The 18,261-nt window shown below is 69.0% G+C and carries 16 protein-coding genes and 4 tRNA genes; 8 read left to right on the forward strand and 12 right to left on the reverse strand.

Annotated elements, in window-relative coordinates; translation table 11 throughout:
• Positions 1-83 precede the first annotated feature (83 nt).
• Both HALOF300_RS25890 and HALOF300_RS25895 read left to right on the forward strand, forming a co-directional pair.
• Entirely contained in the window at positions 84-419 is a 336-nt protein-coding gene (locus HALOF300_RS25890; protein ID WP_156743769.1) for an ArsR/SmtB family transcription factor, read from the forward strand.
• On the forward strand, positions 416-922 hold the full coding sequence (locus HALOF300_RS25895) for an SRPBCC family protein (RefSeq protein WP_156743770.1): 507 nt from the start codon (positions 416-418) through the stop codon (positions 920-922). The genes HALOF300_RS25890 and HALOF300_RS25895 overlap by 4 nt, the downstream gene beginning before the upstream one ends.
• A 13-nt stretch (positions 923-935) precedes the next feature.
• Here HALOF300_RS25895 and narI read toward each other — a convergent pair whose 3' ends face one another.
• The 9 genes from narI to HALOF300_RS25940 all read right to left on the reverse strand — a co-directional run bounded on the left by narI (position 936) and on the right by HALOF300_RS25940 (position 11,239).
• Positions 936-1,673, reverse strand: a complete 738-nt coding sequence (gene narI / locus HALOF300_RS25900) for a respiratory nitrate reductase subunit gamma (protein WP_156743771.1) — start codon at positions 1,671-1,673, stop codon at positions 936-938.
• Complete coding sequence (narJ, locus tag HALOF300_RS25905; RefSeq protein ID WP_156743772.1) at positions 1,670-2,332, reverse strand: nitrate reductase molybdenum cofactor assembly chaperone; 663 nt, start codon at positions 2,330-2,332, stop codon at positions 1,670-1,672. Before narJ ends, narI begins: the two co-directional genes overlap by 4 nt.
• Positions 2,329-4,014, reverse strand: coding sequence for a nitrate reductase subunit beta (narH, locus tag HALOF300_RS25910; protein WP_156743773.1), 1,686 nt, complete (start codon positions 4,012-4,014; stop codon positions 2,329-2,331). The genes narJ and narH overlap by 4 nt, the downstream gene beginning before the upstream one ends.
• The gene (locus HALOF300_RS25915) at positions 4,014-7,754 is read right to left on the reverse strand and encodes a nitrate reductase subunit alpha (protein WP_156743774.1); all 3,741 of its coding nucleotides are present in this window, start codon (positions 7,752-7,754) and stop codon (positions 4,014-4,016) included. The genes narH and HALOF300_RS25915 overlap by 1 nt, the downstream gene beginning before the upstream one ends.
• Positions 7,751-9,037, reverse strand: a complete 1,287-nt coding sequence (locus HALOF300_RS25920; RefSeq protein WP_197522852.1) for an MFS transporter — start codon at positions 9,035-9,037, stop codon at positions 7,751-7,753. The genes HALOF300_RS25915 and HALOF300_RS25920 overlap by 4 nt, the downstream gene beginning before the upstream one ends.
• Positions 9,038-9,143: 106 nt before the next feature.
• Positions 9,144-10,760 carry a peptidoglycan-binding protein gene (locus HALOF300_RS25925; RefSeq protein ID WP_156743775.1) on the reverse strand — a complete coding sequence of 539 codons (1,617 nt, stop codon included), beginning with the start codon at positions 10,758-10,760 and terminating at the stop codon, positions 9,144-9,146.
• Positions 10,761-10,976: 216 nt separating this feature from the next.
• A tRNA-Val gene (locus tag HALOF300_RS25930) sits at positions 10,977-11,048 on the reverse strand.
• Positions 11,049-11,056: 8 nt separating this feature from the next.
• Positions 11,057-11,127: transfer RNA gene (locus tag HALOF300_RS25935), tRNA-Cys, on the reverse strand.
• A 39-nt stretch (positions 11,128-11,166) separates the two neighbouring features.
• Positions 11,167-11,239 (reverse strand) — tRNA-Gly (locus HALOF300_RS25940).
• A gap of 103 nt (positions 11,240-11,342) precedes the next feature.
• Here HALOF300_RS25940 and HALOF300_RS25945 point away from each other — a divergent pair.
• Positions 11,343-12,452 (forward strand): chorismate-binding protein, encoded by a 1,110-nt coding sequence (locus tag HALOF300_RS25945; RefSeq protein ID WP_156743776.1) that lies wholly within the window; start codon positions 11,343-11,345, stop codon positions 12,450-12,452.
• 221 nt (positions 12,453-12,673) lie between these two features.
• Here the strand turns inward: HALOF300_RS25945 and HALOF300_RS25950 are convergent, their stop codons facing one another.
• Entirely contained in the window at positions 12,674-13,561 is an 888-nt protein-coding gene (locus tag HALOF300_RS25950) for a hypothetical protein (protein ID WP_156743777.1), read from the reverse strand.
• Positions 13,562-13,952: 391 nt separating this feature from the next.
• On the opposite strand from HALOF300_RS25950, the gene HALOF300_RS25955 reads away from it, so the two are divergent.
• A tRNA-Val gene (locus tag HALOF300_RS25955) sits at positions 13,953-14,024 on the forward strand.
• Positions 14,025-14,099: 75 nt separating this feature from the next.
• Here the strand turns inward: HALOF300_RS25955 and HALOF300_RS25960 are convergent.
• Both HALOF300_RS25960 and HALOF300_RS25965 read right to left on the reverse strand, forming a co-directional pair.
• A complete protein-coding gene (locus tag HALOF300_RS25960) occupies positions 14,100-14,441 on the reverse strand; it encodes a hypothetical protein (RefSeq protein WP_156743778.1) in 342 nt (113 codons plus the stop codon).
• A gap of 169 nt (positions 14,442-14,610) precedes the next feature.
• Entirely contained in the window at positions 14,611-14,997 is a 387-nt protein-coding gene (locus tag HALOF300_RS25965) for a hypothetical protein (protein WP_156743779.1), read from the reverse strand.
• 251 nt (positions 14,998-15,248) lie between these two features.
• On the opposite strand from HALOF300_RS25965, the gene HALOF300_RS27655 reads away from it, so the two are divergent.
• From HALOF300_RS27655 to thrS, 4 genes are all read left to right on the forward strand, one after another.
• Positions 15,249-15,704 carry an alpha/beta fold hydrolase gene (locus HALOF300_RS27655; protein WP_331716258.1) on the forward strand — a complete coding sequence of 152 codons (456 nt, stop codon included), beginning with the start codon at positions 15,249-15,251 and terminating at the stop codon, positions 15,702-15,704.
• Between the two features lie 10 nt (positions 15,705-15,714).
• Entirely contained in the window at positions 15,715-15,906 is a 192-nt protein-coding gene (locus HALOF300_RS27660; protein ID WP_331716259.1) for a hypothetical protein, read from the forward strand.
• An 81-nt stretch (positions 15,907-15,987) separates the two neighbouring features.
• Positions 15,988-16,149: a hypothetical protein gene (locus tag HALOF300_RS25975; protein WP_156743780.1), complete on the forward strand. Its 162-nt coding sequence runs from the start codon at positions 15,988-15,990 to the stop codon at positions 16,147-16,149.
• An 80-nt stretch (positions 16,150-16,229) separates the two neighbouring features.
• Complete coding sequence (thrS, locus tag HALOF300_RS25980) at positions 16,230-18,260, forward strand: threonine--tRNA ligase (RefSeq protein WP_408637047.1); 2,031 nt, start codon at positions 16,230-16,232, stop codon at positions 18,258-18,260.
• The last annotated feature ends 1 nt before the right edge of the window (position 18,261 follow it).

The raw sequence follows: 18,261 nt of genomic DNA on the forward strand, positions 1-18,261 counted from the left end.
CCGCGAGACTAGCCGACACCGGACTCGTGACTCGTCCGGAGCCGGATCTTGACACATACCGATATGGGTATACATTGGACGGCATGGCACGAGCAGCAACGACGGCGGATGCGTTCAACGCGGTGGCGGAGCCGGTGCGTCGCGACATCCTCGACGCCCTGGCGGACACCGAACGGTCCGTCGGGGAGGTCGTCGATGCGCTCGGGCTGGGGCAGCCGCAGGCGTCCAAACACCTGCGGGTACTGCGTGAGGTGGGGTTGGTGGACGTGCGAGATGAAGGGCGTCGGCGGCTGTACCGCACGAACGCACAAGCGCTGCGGCCGATCCACGAGTGGGTCAGTCGCTACGAGAGACAGTGGAACGAACGGTTCGACGCGGTGGACACCGTGCTCGAGGAACTGAAGGAGAGCGAGTCATGAGCCAGACGACGACGAAGGGCACGGCGGTCCTGACGCTGCCGAGCGACACCGAGATCCTCGTGACGCGTGAGTTCAACGCGCCGCGGCACCTCGTCTACCGGGTCTTCACGGAGCCGGACCTGATCAGGCGGTGGTGGGCCGGCCAGCGCGGCAACGTGACGGTCGCCGAGGTCGACCTGCGGGTGGGCGGCGCCTGGCGGTACGCACTGGAGGCGGGCGGCGGCTTCGAGGTCGGCTTCCACGGCGAGTTCGAGGAGATCGTGCCCGACGAGCGGATCGTGTGCACCGAGATCTTCGAGGGCATGCCCGGCGGCGAAGGGGCGGGCGAGGCGACGCTGATCACCTACACGTTCACCGAGACCGATGGCCGGACGACGCTCGAGGTGCTCACAGCCTGCAGGTCCAGGCAGACCAGGGACGTCATCATCTCCTCGGGGATGGAGGTCGGGATGCAGGAGGGATACGACCTCGTCGAGGAGCTCGCGGTCGAACTGGCGCTCTGACGCGGCCGCGTGGTCAGCGGCGCGGGGAGTCCACCCGGTCCCACCCGCGCGGCTGGCTGCGCGACCCGAGGCGGTCGCTGCGGGAGCGGTACACCACGTACGGGCGCCACAGGTAGAACAACGGGACGCTGAACACGTGCACCAGCCGCGTGAACGGCCACATCGCGAACAGGACCATCGCCGTCATCGCGTGCAGCTGGAAGCCCAGCGGCGCCTGGGCCATCAGCTCCGGCTTCGGCTGGAAGTAGAAGATGCTGCGCCACCACTCCGAGACCCCGGTGCGGTAGTTGTAGTGGCCGCCGAGGTTGAGCACGCCGCCGGCGACCGTGTTCCACAGGCCGAGCAGGATGACCAGTGCGAGGGCGAAGTACATCGCCTTGTCCATCTTCGTGGTCGCCCGGAACACCGGGCCGGTGGTGCGGCGGCGGTAGATCAGCAGGACGAGGCCGAGGAGCGTGCAGAATCCGGCGATCCCGCCGACTCCGATCGCGAGGGCGTGGTAGAGCTCCTCGGACATGCCGATCGCGTCGGTCCAGTTCTTCGGGATCACCAGGCCCATCAGATGGCCGAGGAACACGAACAGGATGCCGAAGTGGAACAGCGGGCTGCCCCAGCGCAGCAGCCGGTCCTCGTAGAGCTGGGAGGAGCGGGTGGTCCACCCGAACTTGTCGTAGCGGTAGCGCCAGATGTGGCCGACGACGAAGATCGCGAGCGCCACGTACGGCACGATCACCCAGAGCAGCGTGGTCATCGCGGGTCTCCCATGTAGGACGGTGGGGCGAACGGTTCGAGGCCGACCTCCTCCTCGGGTGGGCCGGCCGCGATGAGGGTGGTGATGGCCTGCTCCTCCTCGCCGGCCAGCGGCGGGAGGGTGGCGCAGACGGCGGTGAGCGCGCCCGCGTAAGGGGAGCCGGCGTCCCGCAGGGCGACCCGGAGCACCTCGAGCCCGGCACGGTGCTTGAGCAGGAGCTCACGGCCCCAGGCCAGGTCGGTGGTGGCGGCGAACTCGAGGACCACGCACAGGTGGTCGGGCAGCTCGTCGTCGGAGAGCTCGAGCCCGCTCTGCCGGTAGGCGGACTTGAAGTCGAGCATCGCCATGCCGCGCTTGCGGGTGTCCCCGAACGCGTAATAGGTCAGATACAGTGCCCGGCGGCGGTCCAGGTCGAACGTGCGCACGTACTCGGCGCCGATCGCCTGGTCGTCGCCCGCGGCCAGGTGGTCGACGAGGCCGCCGAGGTCGCTGCGGGCCGGGTCCGGCAAGGACCCGACGGCGGTGGCGAGGGCTGGGAGCCGGTCGGCCAGGTTCGCGTCGGGGTACTCGAGCAGGAAGGCGGCGACGCGGTAGATGAGGGCGTCGGTGCCCTCACCGGCGCGGGGCCGGTCCCGGCGGAGCGTGAGCAGCTGCTTCATGACCGGTCCTCGCCGTCGGCCGGGTTGTCGGTGTCCCGACGCTCCGGGAAGAGCCCCGATGGGCTGCCGTTGCCGTCCCAGTTGAGCAGGTTCACCCGGGCAGCCTTGTCCGCCGGGTCGGTGCCGAAGTCGGAGCGCTGGCGCGTCTTCAGGGCGGCGAAGTTCTCCACCGCGAGCGGCGTCTGCGAACCCGACCCCTCGCCGAACGGGCCGGAACCACCCATGCCCGGTCCGCCGTCGTAATCCAACGAGCAGTCCGTGGCGAGCTCCTCCAGGCCGTGCGCCTGCTCGGCGTGCGTGGGTGGGATGACGTACCGCTCGTCGTACTTCGCCAGGGCCAGCAGCCGGTACATGCCGCGGATGTCGGCACCGGTCATCCCCACGGCGGTGGCGATGGACTCCTCGGGCTCGCGGCCCATGTTGATCTCGCGCATGTACGAGCGCATCGCGGCCAGGCGGCGGAGCACGTTCGTGACCGGGACGGGGTCCCCGGCGGTGAACAGCTCGGCGAGGTACTCGACCGGGATCCGCAGGGTGTCGATCGCGGCGAACAGGTTGCCGGGGTCCTCGGCGTCCTCGCCGGTCTCGGCGACCACGTCGACCACCGGTGAGAGCGGCGGGATGTACCAGACCATCGGCATGGTCCGGTACTCGGGATGCAGCGGCAGCGCCACCTCGTAGTCGTTGATGAGCGACCAGATGGGGGAGCGCTGCGCGGCGAGCACCCAGTCGTGGGCGATCCCGGCCGCCTCTGCGGCGCGGACCACCGTCGGGTCGTGGGGGTCGAGGAAGCAGTCCCGCTGCGCGCGCAGGAGGTCCTTCTCGTCCGGGACCGAGGCCGCGGCGAGGACCAGGTCGGCGTCGTAGAGGACCAGGCCGATGTAGCGCAGCCTGCCCACGCAGGTCTCCGCGCACACGGTCGGCAGCCCGACCTCGATGCGGGGGAAGCAGAACGTGCACTTCTCCGCCTTGCCCGTGCGGTGGTTGAAGTAGACCTTCTTGTACGGGCATCCGGTGACGCACTTGCGCCACCCCCGGCAGGCGTCCTGGTCCACCAGGACGATGCCGTCCTCCTCGCGCTTGTAGATCGCACCGGAGGGGCAGGAGGCGGCGCACGCGGGGTTCAGGCAGTGCTCGCAGATGCGCGGCAGGTAGAACATGAAGGTCTGCTCGAACTCGAGCTTCACCTTGTCCGAGACCTTCGCCAGCACCGGGTCACCGGGCACGATCTCGGTGGAGCCGGCCAGGTTGTCGTCCCAGTTCGCACTCCAGCTGATGTTCATGTCCTTGCCGGACAGCAGCGACTTCGGCCGGGCGACCGGGGTGTGCTGCTGGGCGGGGGCGGTGGTGAGGGACTCGTAGTCGTAGGTCCACGGCTCGTAGTAGTCGCTCATCGAGGGCATCTTCGGGCTGGCGAAGATCGTGGCGAGGTTCTTCAGCCGGCCGCCGGCCTTGAGCTTGAGCCGGCCCCGCTTGGTGAGGGTCCAGCCGCCCTGCCAGGTGTCCTGGTCCTGGTAGGTGCGGGGGTAGCCCTGCCCTGGCCGGGTCTCCACGTTGTTGAACCACACATACTCGGTGCCGGACCGGTTCGTCCACGCCTGCTTGCAGGTGACCGAACAGGTGTGGCAGCCGATGCACTTGTCCAGGTTCATCACCATCGCCATCTGTGCCATGACGCGCATCAGTACTGCACCTCCTGGGAACGACGGCGGATCAGCGTGACCTCGTCGCGCTGATTGCCGGTGGGGCCGATGTAGTTGAACGCGTAGGACAGCTGCGCGTATCCGCCCACCAGGTGCGTGGGTTTCATCATGATCCGGGTGAGCGAGTTGTGGATGCCGCCACGCTTGCCGGACTTCTCCGACAGGGGCACGTCGATGAGCCGGTCCTGCGCGTGGTGCATGTACACCGTGCCCTCGGGCATCCGGTGGGAGACGATCGCGCGGGCCACGACCACCCCGTTGCGGTTCACGCACTCGATCCAGTCGTTGTCCGAGACGCCGATCTTGGCGGCGTCGAGGTTGGACATCCACACGGCCGGCCCACCGCGGGACAGGCTCAGCATGAGCAGGTTGTCCTGGTACTCGGAGTGGATCGACCACTTGTTGTGCGGGGTGAGGTACCGGACCGCGATCGTGGTGCCCGCGGTGCCGTCGGCGCGCTCGCCGACGGGTGTCTCCCCGAACAGCACCGCCATGTTCAGGGGCGGCCGGTAGATCGGCATGTTCTCCCCGATCTCGCTCATCCAGTCGTGGTCGAGGTAGAACGACTGCCGGCCGCTGAGCGTGTGCCAGGGCTTGAGCCGTTCGACGTTGATGGTGAACGCCGAGTACCGGCGGCCGCCGCTCTCCGAGCCGGACCACTCCGGCGAGGTGATCACGGGGGTGGGGGCGGCCTGGGTGTCCGCGAACCGGATCCGCTTGCCCTCGTGCTCGGCGGCCAGGTCGGCCATCGGTTGGCCGGTGCGCTGCTCCAGGGTGTGGAAGCCGGCGGTGGCCAGGTGCCCGTTCGTCGTCCCGGACAGGGACAGGATGAACTCGCAGACCTGGCGGTCCTGCTCCAGCGCCGGCCGGCCCTCGGCGACGCCACCGCGGGCCGGCCCGTTCAGGTCGCGCAGGAGGTCCACCTCGTGGGCGAGGTCGAACGTGATGCCCTTCGTGGTGGCGCCGAGCTCGGCCAGGAGCGGGCCGGCCGAGCGCATCTTGTCCGCGATCGCCGTGTAGTCCCGTTCGACGACGACGAGCTTCGGCATCGTCCTGCCGGGGATCGGCTCGCACTCGCCGAACTTCCAGTCCTTGACGATGCCCGACGGCGTCGCGAGCGCATCCGGGGTGTCGTGCGTGAGCGGGACGGCCACCAGGTCCTTGCGGGTGCCGAGGTGTGCGCGGGCCTGCTCGGAGAACTCCGCGGCGATGTTGTGGAACGCCTCGAAGTCGGTGCGGGCCTGCCACGGTGGGGCGATCGCGGGGTTGAACGAGTTCACGTACGGATGCATGTCGGTGCTGGACAGGTCGTACTTCTCGTACCAGGTGGCGGCCGGCAGCACGATGTCGGAGAAGATCGTCGTGGAGGTCATCCGGAAGTCGAGGGTGAACAGCAGGTCGAGCTTGCCGGCGGGTGCCTCGTCCCGCCAGACGACATCCCGTGGACGCTTGTCCGCTGGCGTCTCGCTCGCGTTGACGGAGTGATCGGTGCCGAGCAGGTGCCGCAGGAAGTACTCGTCGCCCTTGGCGGAACTGCCGAGCAGGTTCGAGCGCCAGATGCCGAGCACCCGGGGGAAGTTCTCGGGCGCGTCCGGGTCCTCCGCGGCGAACCGCAGGTCCCCGCTCTTGAGCTGGGCCGGGACGTACGTGCCGACGTCCTGCCCGGCCGCCTCGGCGTCGTCGACGACCTGCAGCGAACTGCGGTCGAAGGTGGGGTAGGACGGGGACCAGCCGAGCCGGGCGGACTGGGCGAGGATGTCCGCCGTCGTCATCCCGGCCCAGCGGCCGCCCGGGCGGCCGGACAGTTCGTCGGCGGTGAAGGCGTCGTAGCGGAACTGGTCGGTGTGCAGGAACCAGTACGCCGTCTGGATCATGTGCCGCGGCGGGCGGGACCAGTCCAGGGCATTCGCGTACTGGGTGAAGCCGGTCAGCGGACGCACCTTCTCCTGGCCGACGTAGTGTGCCCAGCCGCCGCCGTTGCGGCCCTGGGACCCGGTGATCGTGGTGAGGGTGAGGAACGCCCGGTAGATGGCGTCGGAGTGGAACCAGTGGTTCGTCCCGGCACCCATCAGGATCATCGAGCGACCGTTGGACTCCTCCGCGTTCGCGGCGAACTCCCGGCCGATCTTCGCGGCCTTCCTCGCGGGCACGCCGGTGATGGCCTCCTGCCATGCGGGCGTGCACGGTGAGGTGGCGTCGTCGTAGCCGGTGGGCCACTTACCGGGCAGCCCGTCGCGGCCGACTCCGTACTGGGCGAGCAGAAGGTCGAAGACCGTGGTGACCAGGTGCGCACCGACCCGGCGCACCGGGACCCCGCGCACGATCTCGGCGGCGGCGCCGTCGGGCGTGTCGAAGCGGGGCAGCGTGACCGGCACGGCGTCCGGCACCGCACCCGGCCCGGCTGCGGCCGACGCGGCATCGGCGACGCTCAGCGCCGGCGCGACTCCTTCGAGGTCCAGGTTCCACTTGCCGGCGCCCGCCTCCCCGAACCGGAAGCCCAGGGACCCGTTCGGGACAACCGGGGCACCGGTGGACTCCTCGAGGACCACCGTCTTGAACTCGTCGTGCTCACCCCGGCCGGGGGTGCCCGGCGGCAGGTCCGCGGCGGTGAGGAACTTCCCCGGAACGTAACCCTCGCCGTCGGGCTCGAGCCGGATCAGGAACGGGAGGTCGGTGTACGAGCGTGCGTAGTCGACGAAGTACGGCGTGCGGCGGTCGACGAAGAACTCCTTGAGCACAACGTGCCCCATCGCCATCGCGAGGGCGCCGTCCGTGCCCGGAACCGGGGCGAGCCATTCGTCGGCGAACTTGACGTTGTCCGCATAGTCGGGGGCGACCGCGATGACCTTCTGGCCCCGATAGCGGGCCTCGACCATCCAGTGCGCGTCCGGGGTGCGGGTCACCGGGACATTCGAGCCCCACATGATGAGGTACCCGGCGTCCCACCAGTCGCCGGACTCGGGCACGTCCGTCTGGTCCCCGAAGACCTGCGGTGACGCCACCGGGAGGTCGGCGTACCAGTCGTAGAAGGACAGCATCGCGCCACCGATGAGGGAGTAGAACCGGGACCCGACGCCGTGGGAGACCATCGACATCGCAGGGATCGGGGAGAACCCGGCGATCCGGTCCGGTCCGTGGTCGGCGATGGTCGCCACGTGCGCGGCGGCGATCATCTCGACCGCCTCGCCCCAGCCGGCGCGGACCAGGCCACCCTTGCCACGGGCGGCCTTGTACCGCTTGGACCGCTCCGGGTCGCCGGTGATGTCCCGCCAGGCGAGTACTGGGTCACCGAGGCGGGCCTTCGCCTCCCGGTACATCTCGAGCAGGACGCCGCGCACGTACGGGTAGCGGACCCTGGTGGGGGAGTAGGTGTACCAGGAGAACGCGGCGCCGCGCGGGCAGCCCCGCGGCTCGTAGTCGGGTCGGTCCGGGCCGGCGCTGGGATAGTCGGTCTGCTGCGCCTCCCAGGTGATGATGCCGTCCTTGACGTAAACCTTCCAGGAGCAGGATCCGGTGCAGTTGACGCCGTGCGTGGACCGGACGACCTTGTCGTGCGCCCAGCGGTCCCGGTAGAACGTGTCCGCGTCCCGACCGCCCTTCTGGTGCAGCGTGCGCAGGTCCGCCGAGACCTCCTTGGGCTTGAAGAACCGCCGGGCCTTCAGCAGGCCCTCCACGATCCCGGTGTCCAGCCCGGGTGGCGGTGTCTGCTGCGTGGTCATGACGTGTTCCCTCCGGTGGTGGGCTCTGCGGGGTCTACGGGTGCGGCCGCCGCGGTTTCGGCGCGGCGCAGGGCGGCCTTGCGGACCGGACCCCAGGTGAAGGCGGCCATGCCGAAGGCGACGAGGGCGAGCAGGACGTATCCGACCGTGTAGCTGCCGAGGGCGTCGTAGGTTGCGCCCATCACGAGCGGCGGCACGAACCCGCCGAGGCCGCCGGCCGCGCCGACCACCCCGGTGACGGACCCGACCTTGTTCGGTGGTGCGACCTGCCCGACGAGTGCGAACGTGGCGCCGGACGCGGCGCCGAGGGTGGCGGCCATGCCAAGGAATGCGGCCGTCGGGATCGGCACCAGCGGAAGCCCGATCGCATCGATGGCCGAGAACACGCCGGTCGCTGCGAAGCTCACGAGGAGCACCTTGATCGCGCCGATCCGATCCGAGAGTGCGCCGCCGATCGGCCGGGCGACCACGGCCAGGATGACGAACACCGCGGTCCGGAACGAGGCATCGGTTCCGGTCAGGCCATAGGCGTTCACCAGATACGTGGGCAGGTACACGCTGAAGGCGACGAAGCCGCCGAAGCCGAGTGCGTACAGGGCGGCCAGTTGCCAGGTGACCCCGAGCTTCATCGTCGCGGCCGTGTTGGCGACGAAGGAGCCCGCGGGCCTGGGCCGGTCCGGGGACTCCCGGAGCATCAGGTAACTCACCACGGCATACACGGCCAGGATCACGCTGACCAGCACGAACGGCGCCTGCCGGCCGAAGGAGTCGGCGAGTGGCACTGTCGTGAACGCCGAGATCGCGGTGCCGGCGGTGCCCATTCCGAAGATCCCGAGCGCGGCGCCGCGTTTGCTGACCCGGTACCAGGAGGACACGAACGGCACCCCGATCGCGAACGAGGTGCCGCCGAGGCCGAGGAAGAACCCGCCGAGCAGCATCATCGGGAACGAGTCCGCCACGAAGGCGATGAACAGCACCGGGATGATGGTCAGCACGCTCACGAGCGGGAACATGAACTTCGCGCCGAACCGATCGGTCAGCGCACCGATCGGGATCCGCCCGAGCGATCCGACGAGCACCGGCGTCGCCACCAGCGCCGACTGCTGGAACCCCGTCAGGTCGAGCCGCTCGCCGTAGTCTCCCCCGAGCGGCGAGATCAGCGACCAGGCCCAGAAGTTCACGCCGAACCCGACCGTGGCCAGGACCAGCATCATGGTCGCCCGCGACCTCTCGCCCTGCTCGAGGGCCGTCCTGGCCCCGCCTGCTGTGTTCGATCCGGACATCGATCCCCGCCGTTCTGACGCCGTGTGATCAACCTCTCGAAGAACCTAGCAAGGCCCACGAGGGGGCGCCCGTGATAAATCCCGGAAACCCCCTCGCGGATCGGGGTTAGCGGAGCCGATCCGCGAGCTGGGCCTCGTACAGCGACTCCGGGATCAGCCCGCCGCGATCGGTGCCCTCGATGAAGCCCTCGGGGTGCGTGTACGGGCCGTCGCCGGTGATGTCACCGAAGCACCCGATCGCGTAGTTCTGGCCGGTCGGCGGGCGCTGGACGACCAGTTGGGTGCCCGCCGTGTCGGTGTTCCACGCCACCGAGTGCACCGCGGACCAGCCGTGCCCGGTGCCCCAGTCGCCACGGTTGTACAGACCGATGGTGCGCTCGCTGTTCGGGTCGATCTCGGTGTGGTTGTCGAACAGCAGCCCCTGGGTCCATTGCCGGTGGCCCTCGCTCGAGGTGTGCGAGCCGGTCGCGGTGGTCCGGTGGAACACCACGCCCGAGACCGAGCTCGTCCCGTTGGAGACGAACGCGTGCCGGGACTCGCTGGCGTGGCAGTCGGTGAACAGCACCTGTTGGGAGTTGCGTTCCAGATTGAAGTTGTAGCGCATGCTCCCGGTGATCTCGGAGACTGGGTCCAACGCGTGGCAGGAGACGACCGTGGCCCGGGTTGTGGTGCCCGTGACGATGCCGGACTGACTGAAGTGCAACACGGTGCAGCGGCGCACCCACGCGTCCTCGGCCTGGCGGATCCGGATGGCGTGCTTGGCGTGGGACCCGGCCTCCGTGGTCGGGCCGTCGTAGGCGACGTCCACCCGCAGGTCCTCGATGCCGACCTCGGTGACGCGGCGCGCCTGGTCCCAGACGTAGACGTAACTCTGGGACAGCGTCCGGTCAAGGGTCGTGAACAGCGGCACGTCCACGGTCACCCGGTTGCCTGTGATGGCCGTGATGTAGCGGTTGTAGACGATGGGGAGCTGTCCCGGCGTCCACGGAGCATCGATACCGGTGCCGCCGCCGTCGACGGCGTCGATCCATTCCTGGGTGCACGGGTGGGTGATGATGATGTTGTCACCGACGCTCAGGCCAGAGGCGTCCGCCACCGTGAAGGCAGCGTCCGCCACTCGCACCAGGTCGCTGATGAGATCGGTGCGGGTGCCGGGCACCTCACCGTCCCAGTTGCCGTTGTCGCCGATGACGACGGCGTTGCGCTCCGGATCCCCACCCTGCGGCCGGATGATCGTGTTCGTCGCCGGATCCGCCCCGTCGCCGACACCCCGGATGACGACGCCGCTGTAGGGCTGGTCGATGGTGCGGCTCACCGGGTACACGCCGCCCTCGAGCAGCAGCGCGCCGCGGAACCCGTCCTCGCCGACGGGCAGGGCACCGACCAGCGCGATGGCGGCCTCGATGTGGTCGTGGTTGTCCGCGCCGTCGGGCAACGGGGCGATCGAGTGGACCACGGGGACGTCGGGGATGTCCCGGCCGCCACGGTGATAGCCGGTGTGGCCGAAGTCGGGTAGCCGGTGCCCGTCACGGCGGGGGTAGACGAGGCCGCCGCGCCCGTTCACGCGGACCAGGGCGCAGTTCCAGCTTCCGGCCGGGGAGCGCCGCGAGCTGGCTCCGGGCGCGGCCGGCCCGGTCCCGGCATGCGCGGCGGCCGCGCTCGACCCGCCCACCGCACTAATCGTGGCTGCACCCAGCAGGAATCCTCGACGTGAGATCTGCACAACTTCCTCCTTGAAGTTCCGATGGAACCCCGATGATGGGCGGCCCGCGGGGGCGGGTGGCCACGGGTTGCCGGATGTTGCCGCAGATTGGGGTATGCGCTTTCCCGCAATTGCGGTCGCCGATGGCGACGTCGACATCGGCGCGAGCCGGGCCCACAACGCAGCGGGCCCGCCCGGATCTCTCCGGACGGGCCCGCTGACCTGCGACTTCTCTTGTGGGCGATACTGGGATCGAACCAGTGACCTCTTCCGTGTCAGGGAAGCGCGCTACCGCTGCGCCAATCGCCCGGGCTGCGAGGTGGGTACGGGATTCGAACCCGTGTATACGGCTTTGCAGGCCGCTGCCTCGCCTCTCGGCCAACCCACCGGTGGTACTCATCTGGGACCCACCGGAGTGGTGCCTCCGAGCGGACGACGGGACTCGAACCCGCGACCCTCACCTTGGCAAGGTGATGCTCTACCAACTGAGCCACGTCCGCATGCTCGCTTCTCCCACTCGAAAGTGGTTTCTGCGTGCGTCGGAGACTCTAACCCAGTCCCGGGCCGAACGTCCAACCGGTCCCACCTGGGTAGCGTGTGACCGTGACCACAACGCCTCCGGGCCCTGATCGAGCACGGGCCTGGTTCCGTGGCATCCGCGCCCGGGACGTGATCGGCTACGCCGATCTGGCCCGCGAGCCCGAGGCCCTGGCGGACGGCGGTTGGTGGGTCGTGGTGGCCGAGTTCGACGGGCCGCTGCACGCGTGGCGGTTCGCCGACGTGCACCGCACCGGAGCCGCGGACGCCGTCGTGCGTGACGCCAAGCCCTGGCACGGGCCGGCGCCGGAGCAGTGGCGCAGCACCATGTCGCGCACGGAGTACGTCGCGGCGGTCGAGGCGGTCCGGGCCGCCGTGCTCGAGGGCGAGGTCTACCAGGCGAACATCTGCCGGGTGCTGGCCGCGCCCCTGGCCGGGCCGCAGCCGCAGGCCGTACTGCCCGACGGCGGTGGCTGGCGTCCCGATGCGGCTGCCCTCGCGGTGCGGCTCGCCACGGGCAACCCCGCGCCGTACGCGGCGCTCATCGACGTGCCGGCCGGTCCGGAGTGGCCGGGTAGCTGGGTGGTGAGCGCGTCCCCGGAACTCTCGGTGCGCGTTCGCGATGGGTATGTCACGTCCGGTCCGATCAAGGGCACAGCGGTCACCGCCGAGGGTCTCGGCGCGAAGGACCGCGCCGAGAACGTGATGATCACCGACCTGGTCCGCAACGACCTCGCCCGCGTGTGCGTGCCCGGCACGGTGGAGGTCATCGACCTGCTCGCCACCGAGGAGCACCCGGGCCTGGTGCACCTGGTCTCCAGGGTCCGGGGCGAGCTGGCCCCAGGACGCGGTGGCCGGGTGGACTGGGCCGCGCTGCTCGGGGCAACCCACCCGCCGGGTTCGGTCTCCGGTGCGCCGAAGTCCTCGGCGTTGCGACTGATCGGCGAGCTCGAACCGACGGCCCGGGGGCCGTACTGCGGCCAGATCGGCTGGCTGGACGCCGACGCGGGCGAGGCGCGGCTCGCCGTCGGGATCCGGACCTTCTGGTGGGCAGATCAGGCGCTCAGGTTCGGCACGGGCGCCGGGATCACGTGGGGCAGCGACGCCGCGGCCGAGTGGGAGGAGACCGAACTGAAGGCCCGCCGCCTCGTCGGGCTGGCTTCCACCTCCCGCTAGGAGGCGCAGCGGCCCTCAGTCCACCTTCTCGAAGACTGCGACCTGATTGGTGTTGGTCGAATCGATCGGTCCGATCAGGTCATGGCGGGTATCGATGTTCCAAAGGTCGCGGTCGAGTGCCAGAGATTCCGGCCCGCCGCACTAGGCGAGCTCTTGGTGCCCGAGCAACGGTGGCGTTCATTACGACCATCGATTAGGCGCACGTCGCTACGATCTCCTGTTCAGTTGCCAGGGGTGTACACCTCGCCGGTGCCCAGCTCGAAGATCTCGGCGGTGGTCAAGGAGCCGAGGTCGGTCTCGTCCGGAAGGAACGTCGCAACTCCATCGACCACTGTGCGCAGGCGCCGGCCTTCATCATCTGTGAAGGCGATGACAGTGCCAGGAAACTCAGCCAGATTGTCGTACGGGTTTAGATCGAGGAAGGCATCGGTGCTAAGCCCGGCTAACGCGGGGTTAAAGACGACGCGCACCACGCCGTCCTCGAACGTGACGCTCTCGACGGCTATTGCCAACACCACGCCATCGTTGGCACGCCCTTCGAGATATGTGGTGAATGTGTCGATCACTTCGGCGTCGGTGACTGCTGTGCTGGTCACACCCGACGGCGGTTCTGTTTCCTCGTCGTCCGGCGTCGGGCTTGGTGAGGGCTGTGCCGGTACCGCCGGCGATGTCGGGTCTGTATCGCCGGGGCCCAATGCCTGTCCGATCAAGCCGATGAGGATGAGCGCGCCTATGAGCAGAACCCACCACTTGAGGTACCACGGCTTCGTGGCTCTTGGCGGTTGCGTGCCGTCACTGAAGTTCTGAGGGGCTTGCGAGCCGTTGTGCGGCGTTGCGGCGGCTAAGAGCGACGGAGCCGGAGACCCCGGCGACTGAGCCGCTGAGGTTCGTTCGCTCTGGTCACCGGAATCGGCGCCTTTCGCCAGTGAGGTCTGGGGCGCCGCGGAGCGAACACTTCTTGGGTTCGGCCGCCGGAGCGTGTATGTGCGAGCGGACATCAATGCGCCACCGCTCTGACCCATGAGTTCCCAACCCTGCCGCTGGAGTTTACGGGCTAGCCGGTCACTATTGACCTGCCGGACCTCGTACGGCTCCTTCTCGCGTGCCATGACGGGCGCTCCTGAGCGATGTTTGCGGAGCGCATGAGTTGCACTCGCAACTCGTCAGAGCCTAGCGATCGATACGTCACCCTGCGCGGGGGGCACCGGGGAGCACCTAACCCGGAGGTGTTGGGCCAGGAGAATCGCGTTCCGGGTGTAGGCGCTCGCGGCTGTTGGCTCGTTGTCGCCAGGACGGATAACGTCGTCGATGTTGGCAAGTCGGTGCAGCCCACGCAAGCCAGTGCCGCGTGACCCCCTGGCCGTGCATGGCCCACGGGCGCGGGTTCCGTACGAGTCGAGACCCCCAGCCACCGTCGCCACAAGGGCGTGGCGCTTGGCCCTCCCGGGCGCTGCTAGTATCGTTCCTCGTCAGCCGCACCGCCCACAAGGCGTGCGGCACGGGCGATTGGCTCAGTGGTAGAGCGCCTCGTTCACACCGAGGAGGTCACTGGTTCGAACCCAGTATCGCCCACAGGGAAGAAGGAGCGGCCAGGTCCGGCCGCTCCTGTGCTGTTTCAGAGACTCAGACTGCTCGTCGGCATCACGTTCAGCGGTACTCGGCGACGACCTCGATCATGCCGACGATGTGCCGGTTGAAGTCCTCGAGATCCTCGGCCGGGATCCAGTACTCGAGGATCGTCCGACCGCCCACTTGTTGCACGTCGTACTTGTCGAGGAACGCCTTCTCGACGTCGAAGCGGGTCACGAAGCCCACGCCGCTCGCCTTGACGTTCCAGTCGCGGGCGATCTTCGTCGCGTAGTCCTCGTTCAGCACGGGGTAGAAGATCGGCTGGTCCGGCAATCGTGAGGGCCACTCGTGCCAGCCCGAGGCTTCAACGAGCGCGAGTTCTTCGGGACCGGTCGGGCGCCAGAGCGTCACTGTCTCCATCGACGTAACTCTGGCCCACGGCATTTCGCCCGGCGGATCTGCCACGCCGTCCGACCGACGTTGTGCTCCAATCCCTGGTGACGTTGATTGCTGCGCCGGCGCTGAGATCGTTGGCGGTGCCGGAGTCGGTTGGAGGAGCAACGCCTGGGCTCCACCACTGCGGGCGCTCTCAGTCCCCGATGAACCAGAGGTATCGGTGCACGCGCTCAGTAGCCACTGCCATCAGGCGCTCCAACTCGTCGAGCATCGGCTGACGATCGGTGCCGAGTCGTGTTCGCAAGAACTCGACCTCACGTGGCAACTGCCACTTGATCTGTAGACGGTTGAACACGGTGTCGCCGTAGGCGTCCACGGCGATGAGGAGTGGCGTATCAGAGAAGTTCATGGCCTCTTTCGACGGCGTCCACGTGAGCGCACCCTCATCGATCCGGTCGCCCCGCTCTGGCATCTCCGTACGCACCCACATGCTGATCGGCACACCGGATCTTCCCACAATCGAGTCCCCGCACATCGACCTGGCCGTCGTCGTGCGGTATGGCGTGCGGTCGGTCTGCACGTCGCAGTGGCGCATTGTTGAACGAGACAGCGATTGGCGGCGTGGTCTGTTCGTCCGTGGAGGTGCGTGGGTACTGGCTAGTCTCAGCGTGAGATCGGCGAGGCGGCCGGCCGACGTGGAAGGTCACACGATGACGATCTTCGAGGGCGTCACCCCAGAGTCCGTCCAGACGCCCCGGTTGCGGGCGAACGTACTACGCCGGCCGGCGATGTCCGCCAGGCGCCGCACCGTGGTGTTCGTCCACGGCAAATGTGTCGTCGTCCCTGTTCTGGCAGCCCCTGATGCTGGCCCCGCCTGCGGACTTTGATGCCTACGCAATCGACCTGCGCGGGTTTGGTGAGTCCGAGATGCTGCCGGTCGACGCCACGCGCGGCCTGCGGGACTTCAGCGACGACGTCCGCGGCGTGATCGAGGCGCTCGGCCTGGGCGACGCCGTGGACCTGGTCGGGTGGCGCATGGGCGCCGGGGTGGTGCTGCGGTACGCGCTCGACCACCCGGTCCGCACCCTGACCCCGCAGGCTCCGGTCTCGCCCTACGGATTCGGTGGCACCCGCGGCACCGACGGCGAACGACTCACGCCCGACGACCCCGCGGTGTCGGCGCAGGTGGTGCGAACCCCGACTTCGTGGCCCGCCTCGAGACCGGCGACACCAGCGATGTGGCGCCGACGTCGCCGCGCTCGGTGTACCGCTCGTCAACCAGCTTGATGCCACCGGCGTGATCCCGGGCTGGCCGGACGCGGACGTGGCCCCGCCGAGCCCGATGGTCTCCCAGACCCGCGCGGTGCTGGACGCTTACGCGGCGGCCGGCGGCACCTACCGCGAGGTGCTGCTCGAGGGCGCCGGGCACTCGCCGCACCTCGAGCGCCAAGCCGAGTTCCTCGAGGCCCTGACCGAACACCTCGCGTGAACACGACAGCGCGCCGCCCGGGTGCGGGCCCCCGGGCGGCGTAATCTGAGCGCCTGCGGACGCCGCCGGCGAGGAGCACCCATGGGCATCGACGACATCATCAGCAAGGCCAAGGCCGAGGCGAGCCCGGATGGCCTCGAGGCCCTCTCGGAGCAGATCGCCGAGCAGATCAAGGACCGCACGCCCGAGGAGATCGACGAGATCACCGGTCAGGCCGCGGCGAAGGCAAAGGAACTGGGCTGAGCGTCCGGCAGCCGGGCGTGCGCGGCCGATCGGCCCCGGCGGACTCGCTACGATCGAGCCGTCAGTTCATCGCCTCACCCATGCCCGCTTGGAGCCACAACGTGCCCGACCTGAACCTGCTCATCGATGGTGTCGAACGCTCTGTCGAGGTCGGCACCACGGCGAGCGACCTGTACGCCGAGCAGCGCAACGTCGTCGCCGTCCGCGTGGACGGCGAGCTACGTGACCTCGCGGTCGCGCTCGACGGTGCCGCCGCCGTCGAGGCGGTGACGATCGACAGCCCGGACGGGCTGAGCATCCTGCGGCACTCCGCTGCGCACGTGCTCGCCCAGGCGGTGCAGCAGGTGAACCCGGACGCCAAGCTCGGCATCGGCCCGCCGATCACCGACGGCTTCTACTACGACTTCGAGGTGGCGGAACCGTTCACTCCCGACTCCCTCAAGGCGCTCGAGAAGGCCATGCAGCGGATCATCAAGGAGGGCCAGACCTTCCGTCGTCGGGTGGTCAGCGATGACGAGGCGCGCGCCGAGCTCGCCGCCGAGCCGTACAAGCTCGAGTTGATCGGTCTGAAGGGTTCCGGCGCGGACGCGTCCGCAGCCGCCGAGGGCGCGGGGGCCGAGGTCGGTGCCGGCGAGCTCACCATCTACGACAACCTGCGCCGCGACGGTGCGACCGCGTGGAAGGACCTCTGCCGCGGCCCGCACCTGCCCTCCACCCGGCTGATCGGCAACGGCTTCTCCCTGATGCGCAGCGCTGCCGCGTACTGGCGCGGCAGCGAGAAGAACCCGCAGCTCCAGCGCATCTACGGCACCGCCTGGCCCACGAAGGACGAGCTCGTCGCGTACAAGGAGCGGCTCGCCGAGGCCGAGCGCCGAGATCACCGCAAGCTCGGCGCGGAGATGGACCTGTTCTCCTTCCCCGAGGAGGTCGGCTCGGGGCTCCCGGTGTTCCACCCCAAGGGTGCGATGATCCGGATGGAGATGGAGGACTACTCGCGTCGCCGGCACATCGAGGCCGGGTACTCCTTCGTGAACACCCCGCACATCACCAAGGCGAAACTGTTCCAGACCTCGAGGCACCTGGACTGGTACGCCGAGGGGATGTACCCGCCGATGCACCTGGACGAGGTGCGCGACGCCGACGGCGAGGTGACCCGGGCCGGCCAGGACTACTACCTGAAGCCGATGAACTGCCCGATGCACAATCTGGTGTTCAGCGCCCGGGGCCGCTCCTACCGCGAGCTGCCGCTGCGGCTGTTCGAGTTCGGGCACGTGTACCGGTACGAGAAGTCCGGCGTGGTGCACGGACTGACCCGTGCCCGCGGGTTCACCCAGGACGATGCGCATATCTACACCACCCGTGAGCAGATGCGCGACGAGCTCGCGTCGCTGCTGTCCTTCGTGCTCGACCTGCTCAAGGACTACGGCCTGGACGACTTCTACCTGGAGCTGTCCACCCGGGACCCGGAGAAGTCCGTCGGGGACGAGGCCACCTGGGAGGAGGCGACCCGGGTCCTCGAGGAGGTCGCAGGAGACTCGGGGCTCGAGCTCGTGCCGGACCCGGGCGGCGCCGCGTTCTACGGGCCGAAGATCTCCGTGCAGGCCAAGGACGCGATCGGGCGCACCTGGCAGCTCTCCACGATCCAGCTCGACTTCTTCGAGCCGGAGCTGTTCGAGCTCGAGTACACCGCGAGCGACGGCAGCCGGCAGCGGCCCGTGATGATCCACCGAGCCCTTTTCGGATCCATCGAGCGGTTTTTCGGTGTGCTTCTGGAGCACTATGCCGGCGCCTTCCCCCCGTGGCTCGCCCCCGTGCAGGTGGTCGCGGTCCCGGTGGCGGAACCGTTCAACGACTACCTCGCCGACGTCGTCGCCCAGTTGCGCACCGCCGGCGTGCGCGCCGAGGTGGACGCCGGCGACGACCGGTTCAACAAGAAGATCCGCACCGCCACCAAGGACAAGGTGCCGTTCGTTCTGATCGCCGGCGGTGAGGACGCCGAGGCCGGTGCGGTCTCGTTCCGGTACCGGGACGGCAGCCAGCGCAACGGGGTGCCAGTGCCGGAGGCGATCTCGCTGATCACCGACGCGATCCGGCAGCGGGTCCAGGTCTGAC

Origin of the sequence: Occultella aeris, assembly GCF_902703175.1 — a bacterium.
Classification (GTDB): Bacteria; Actinomycetota; Actinomycetes; order Actinomycetales; family Beutenbergiaceae; genus Occultella; species Occultella aeris.

Coding starts and splice junctions, on each gene's coding strand:
- narI (WP_156743771.1), bottom strand. CDS start 1,673: ATGACCACGCTGCTCTGGGTGATCGTGCCGTACGTGGCGCTCGCGATC.
- thrS (WP_408637047.1), top strand. CDS start 16,230: ATGCCCGCTTGGAGCCACAACGTGCCCGACCTGAACCTGCTCATCGAT.
- HALOF300_RS25915 (WP_156743774.1), bottom strand. CDS start 7,754: ATGACCACGCAGCAGACACCGCCACCCGGGCTGGACACCGGGATCGTG.
- HALOF300_RS25975 (WP_156743780.1), top strand. CDS start 15,988: ATGGGCATCGACGACATCATCAGCAAGGCCAAGGCCGAGGCGAGCCCG.
- HALOF300_RS25920 (WP_197522852.1), bottom strand. CDS start 9,037: ATGTCCGGATCGAACACAGCAGGCGGGGCCAGGACGGCCCTCGAGCAG.
- HALOF300_RS25950 (WP_156743777.1), bottom strand. CDS start 13,561: ATGGCACGCGAGAAGGAGCCGTACGAGGTCCGGCAGGTCAATAGTGAC.
- HALOF300_RS25895 (WP_156743770.1), top strand. CDS start 416: ATGAGCCAGACGACGACGAAGGGCACGGCGGTCCTGACGCTGCCGAGC.
- narH (WP_156743773.1), bottom strand. CDS start 4,014: ATGCGCGTCATGGCACAGATGGCGATGGTGATGAACCTGGACAAGTGC.
- HALOF300_RS25890 (WP_156743769.1), top strand. CDS start 84: ATGGCACGAGCAGCAACGACGGCGGATGCGTTCAACGCGGTGGCGGAG.
- narJ (WP_156743772.1), bottom strand. CDS start 2,332: ATGAAGCAGCTGCTCACGCTCCGCCGGGACCGGCCCCGCGCCGGTGAG.
- HALOF300_RS25960 (WP_156743778.1), bottom strand. CDS start 14,441: ATGGAGACAGTGACGCTCTGGCGCCCGACCGGTCCCGAAGAACTCGCG.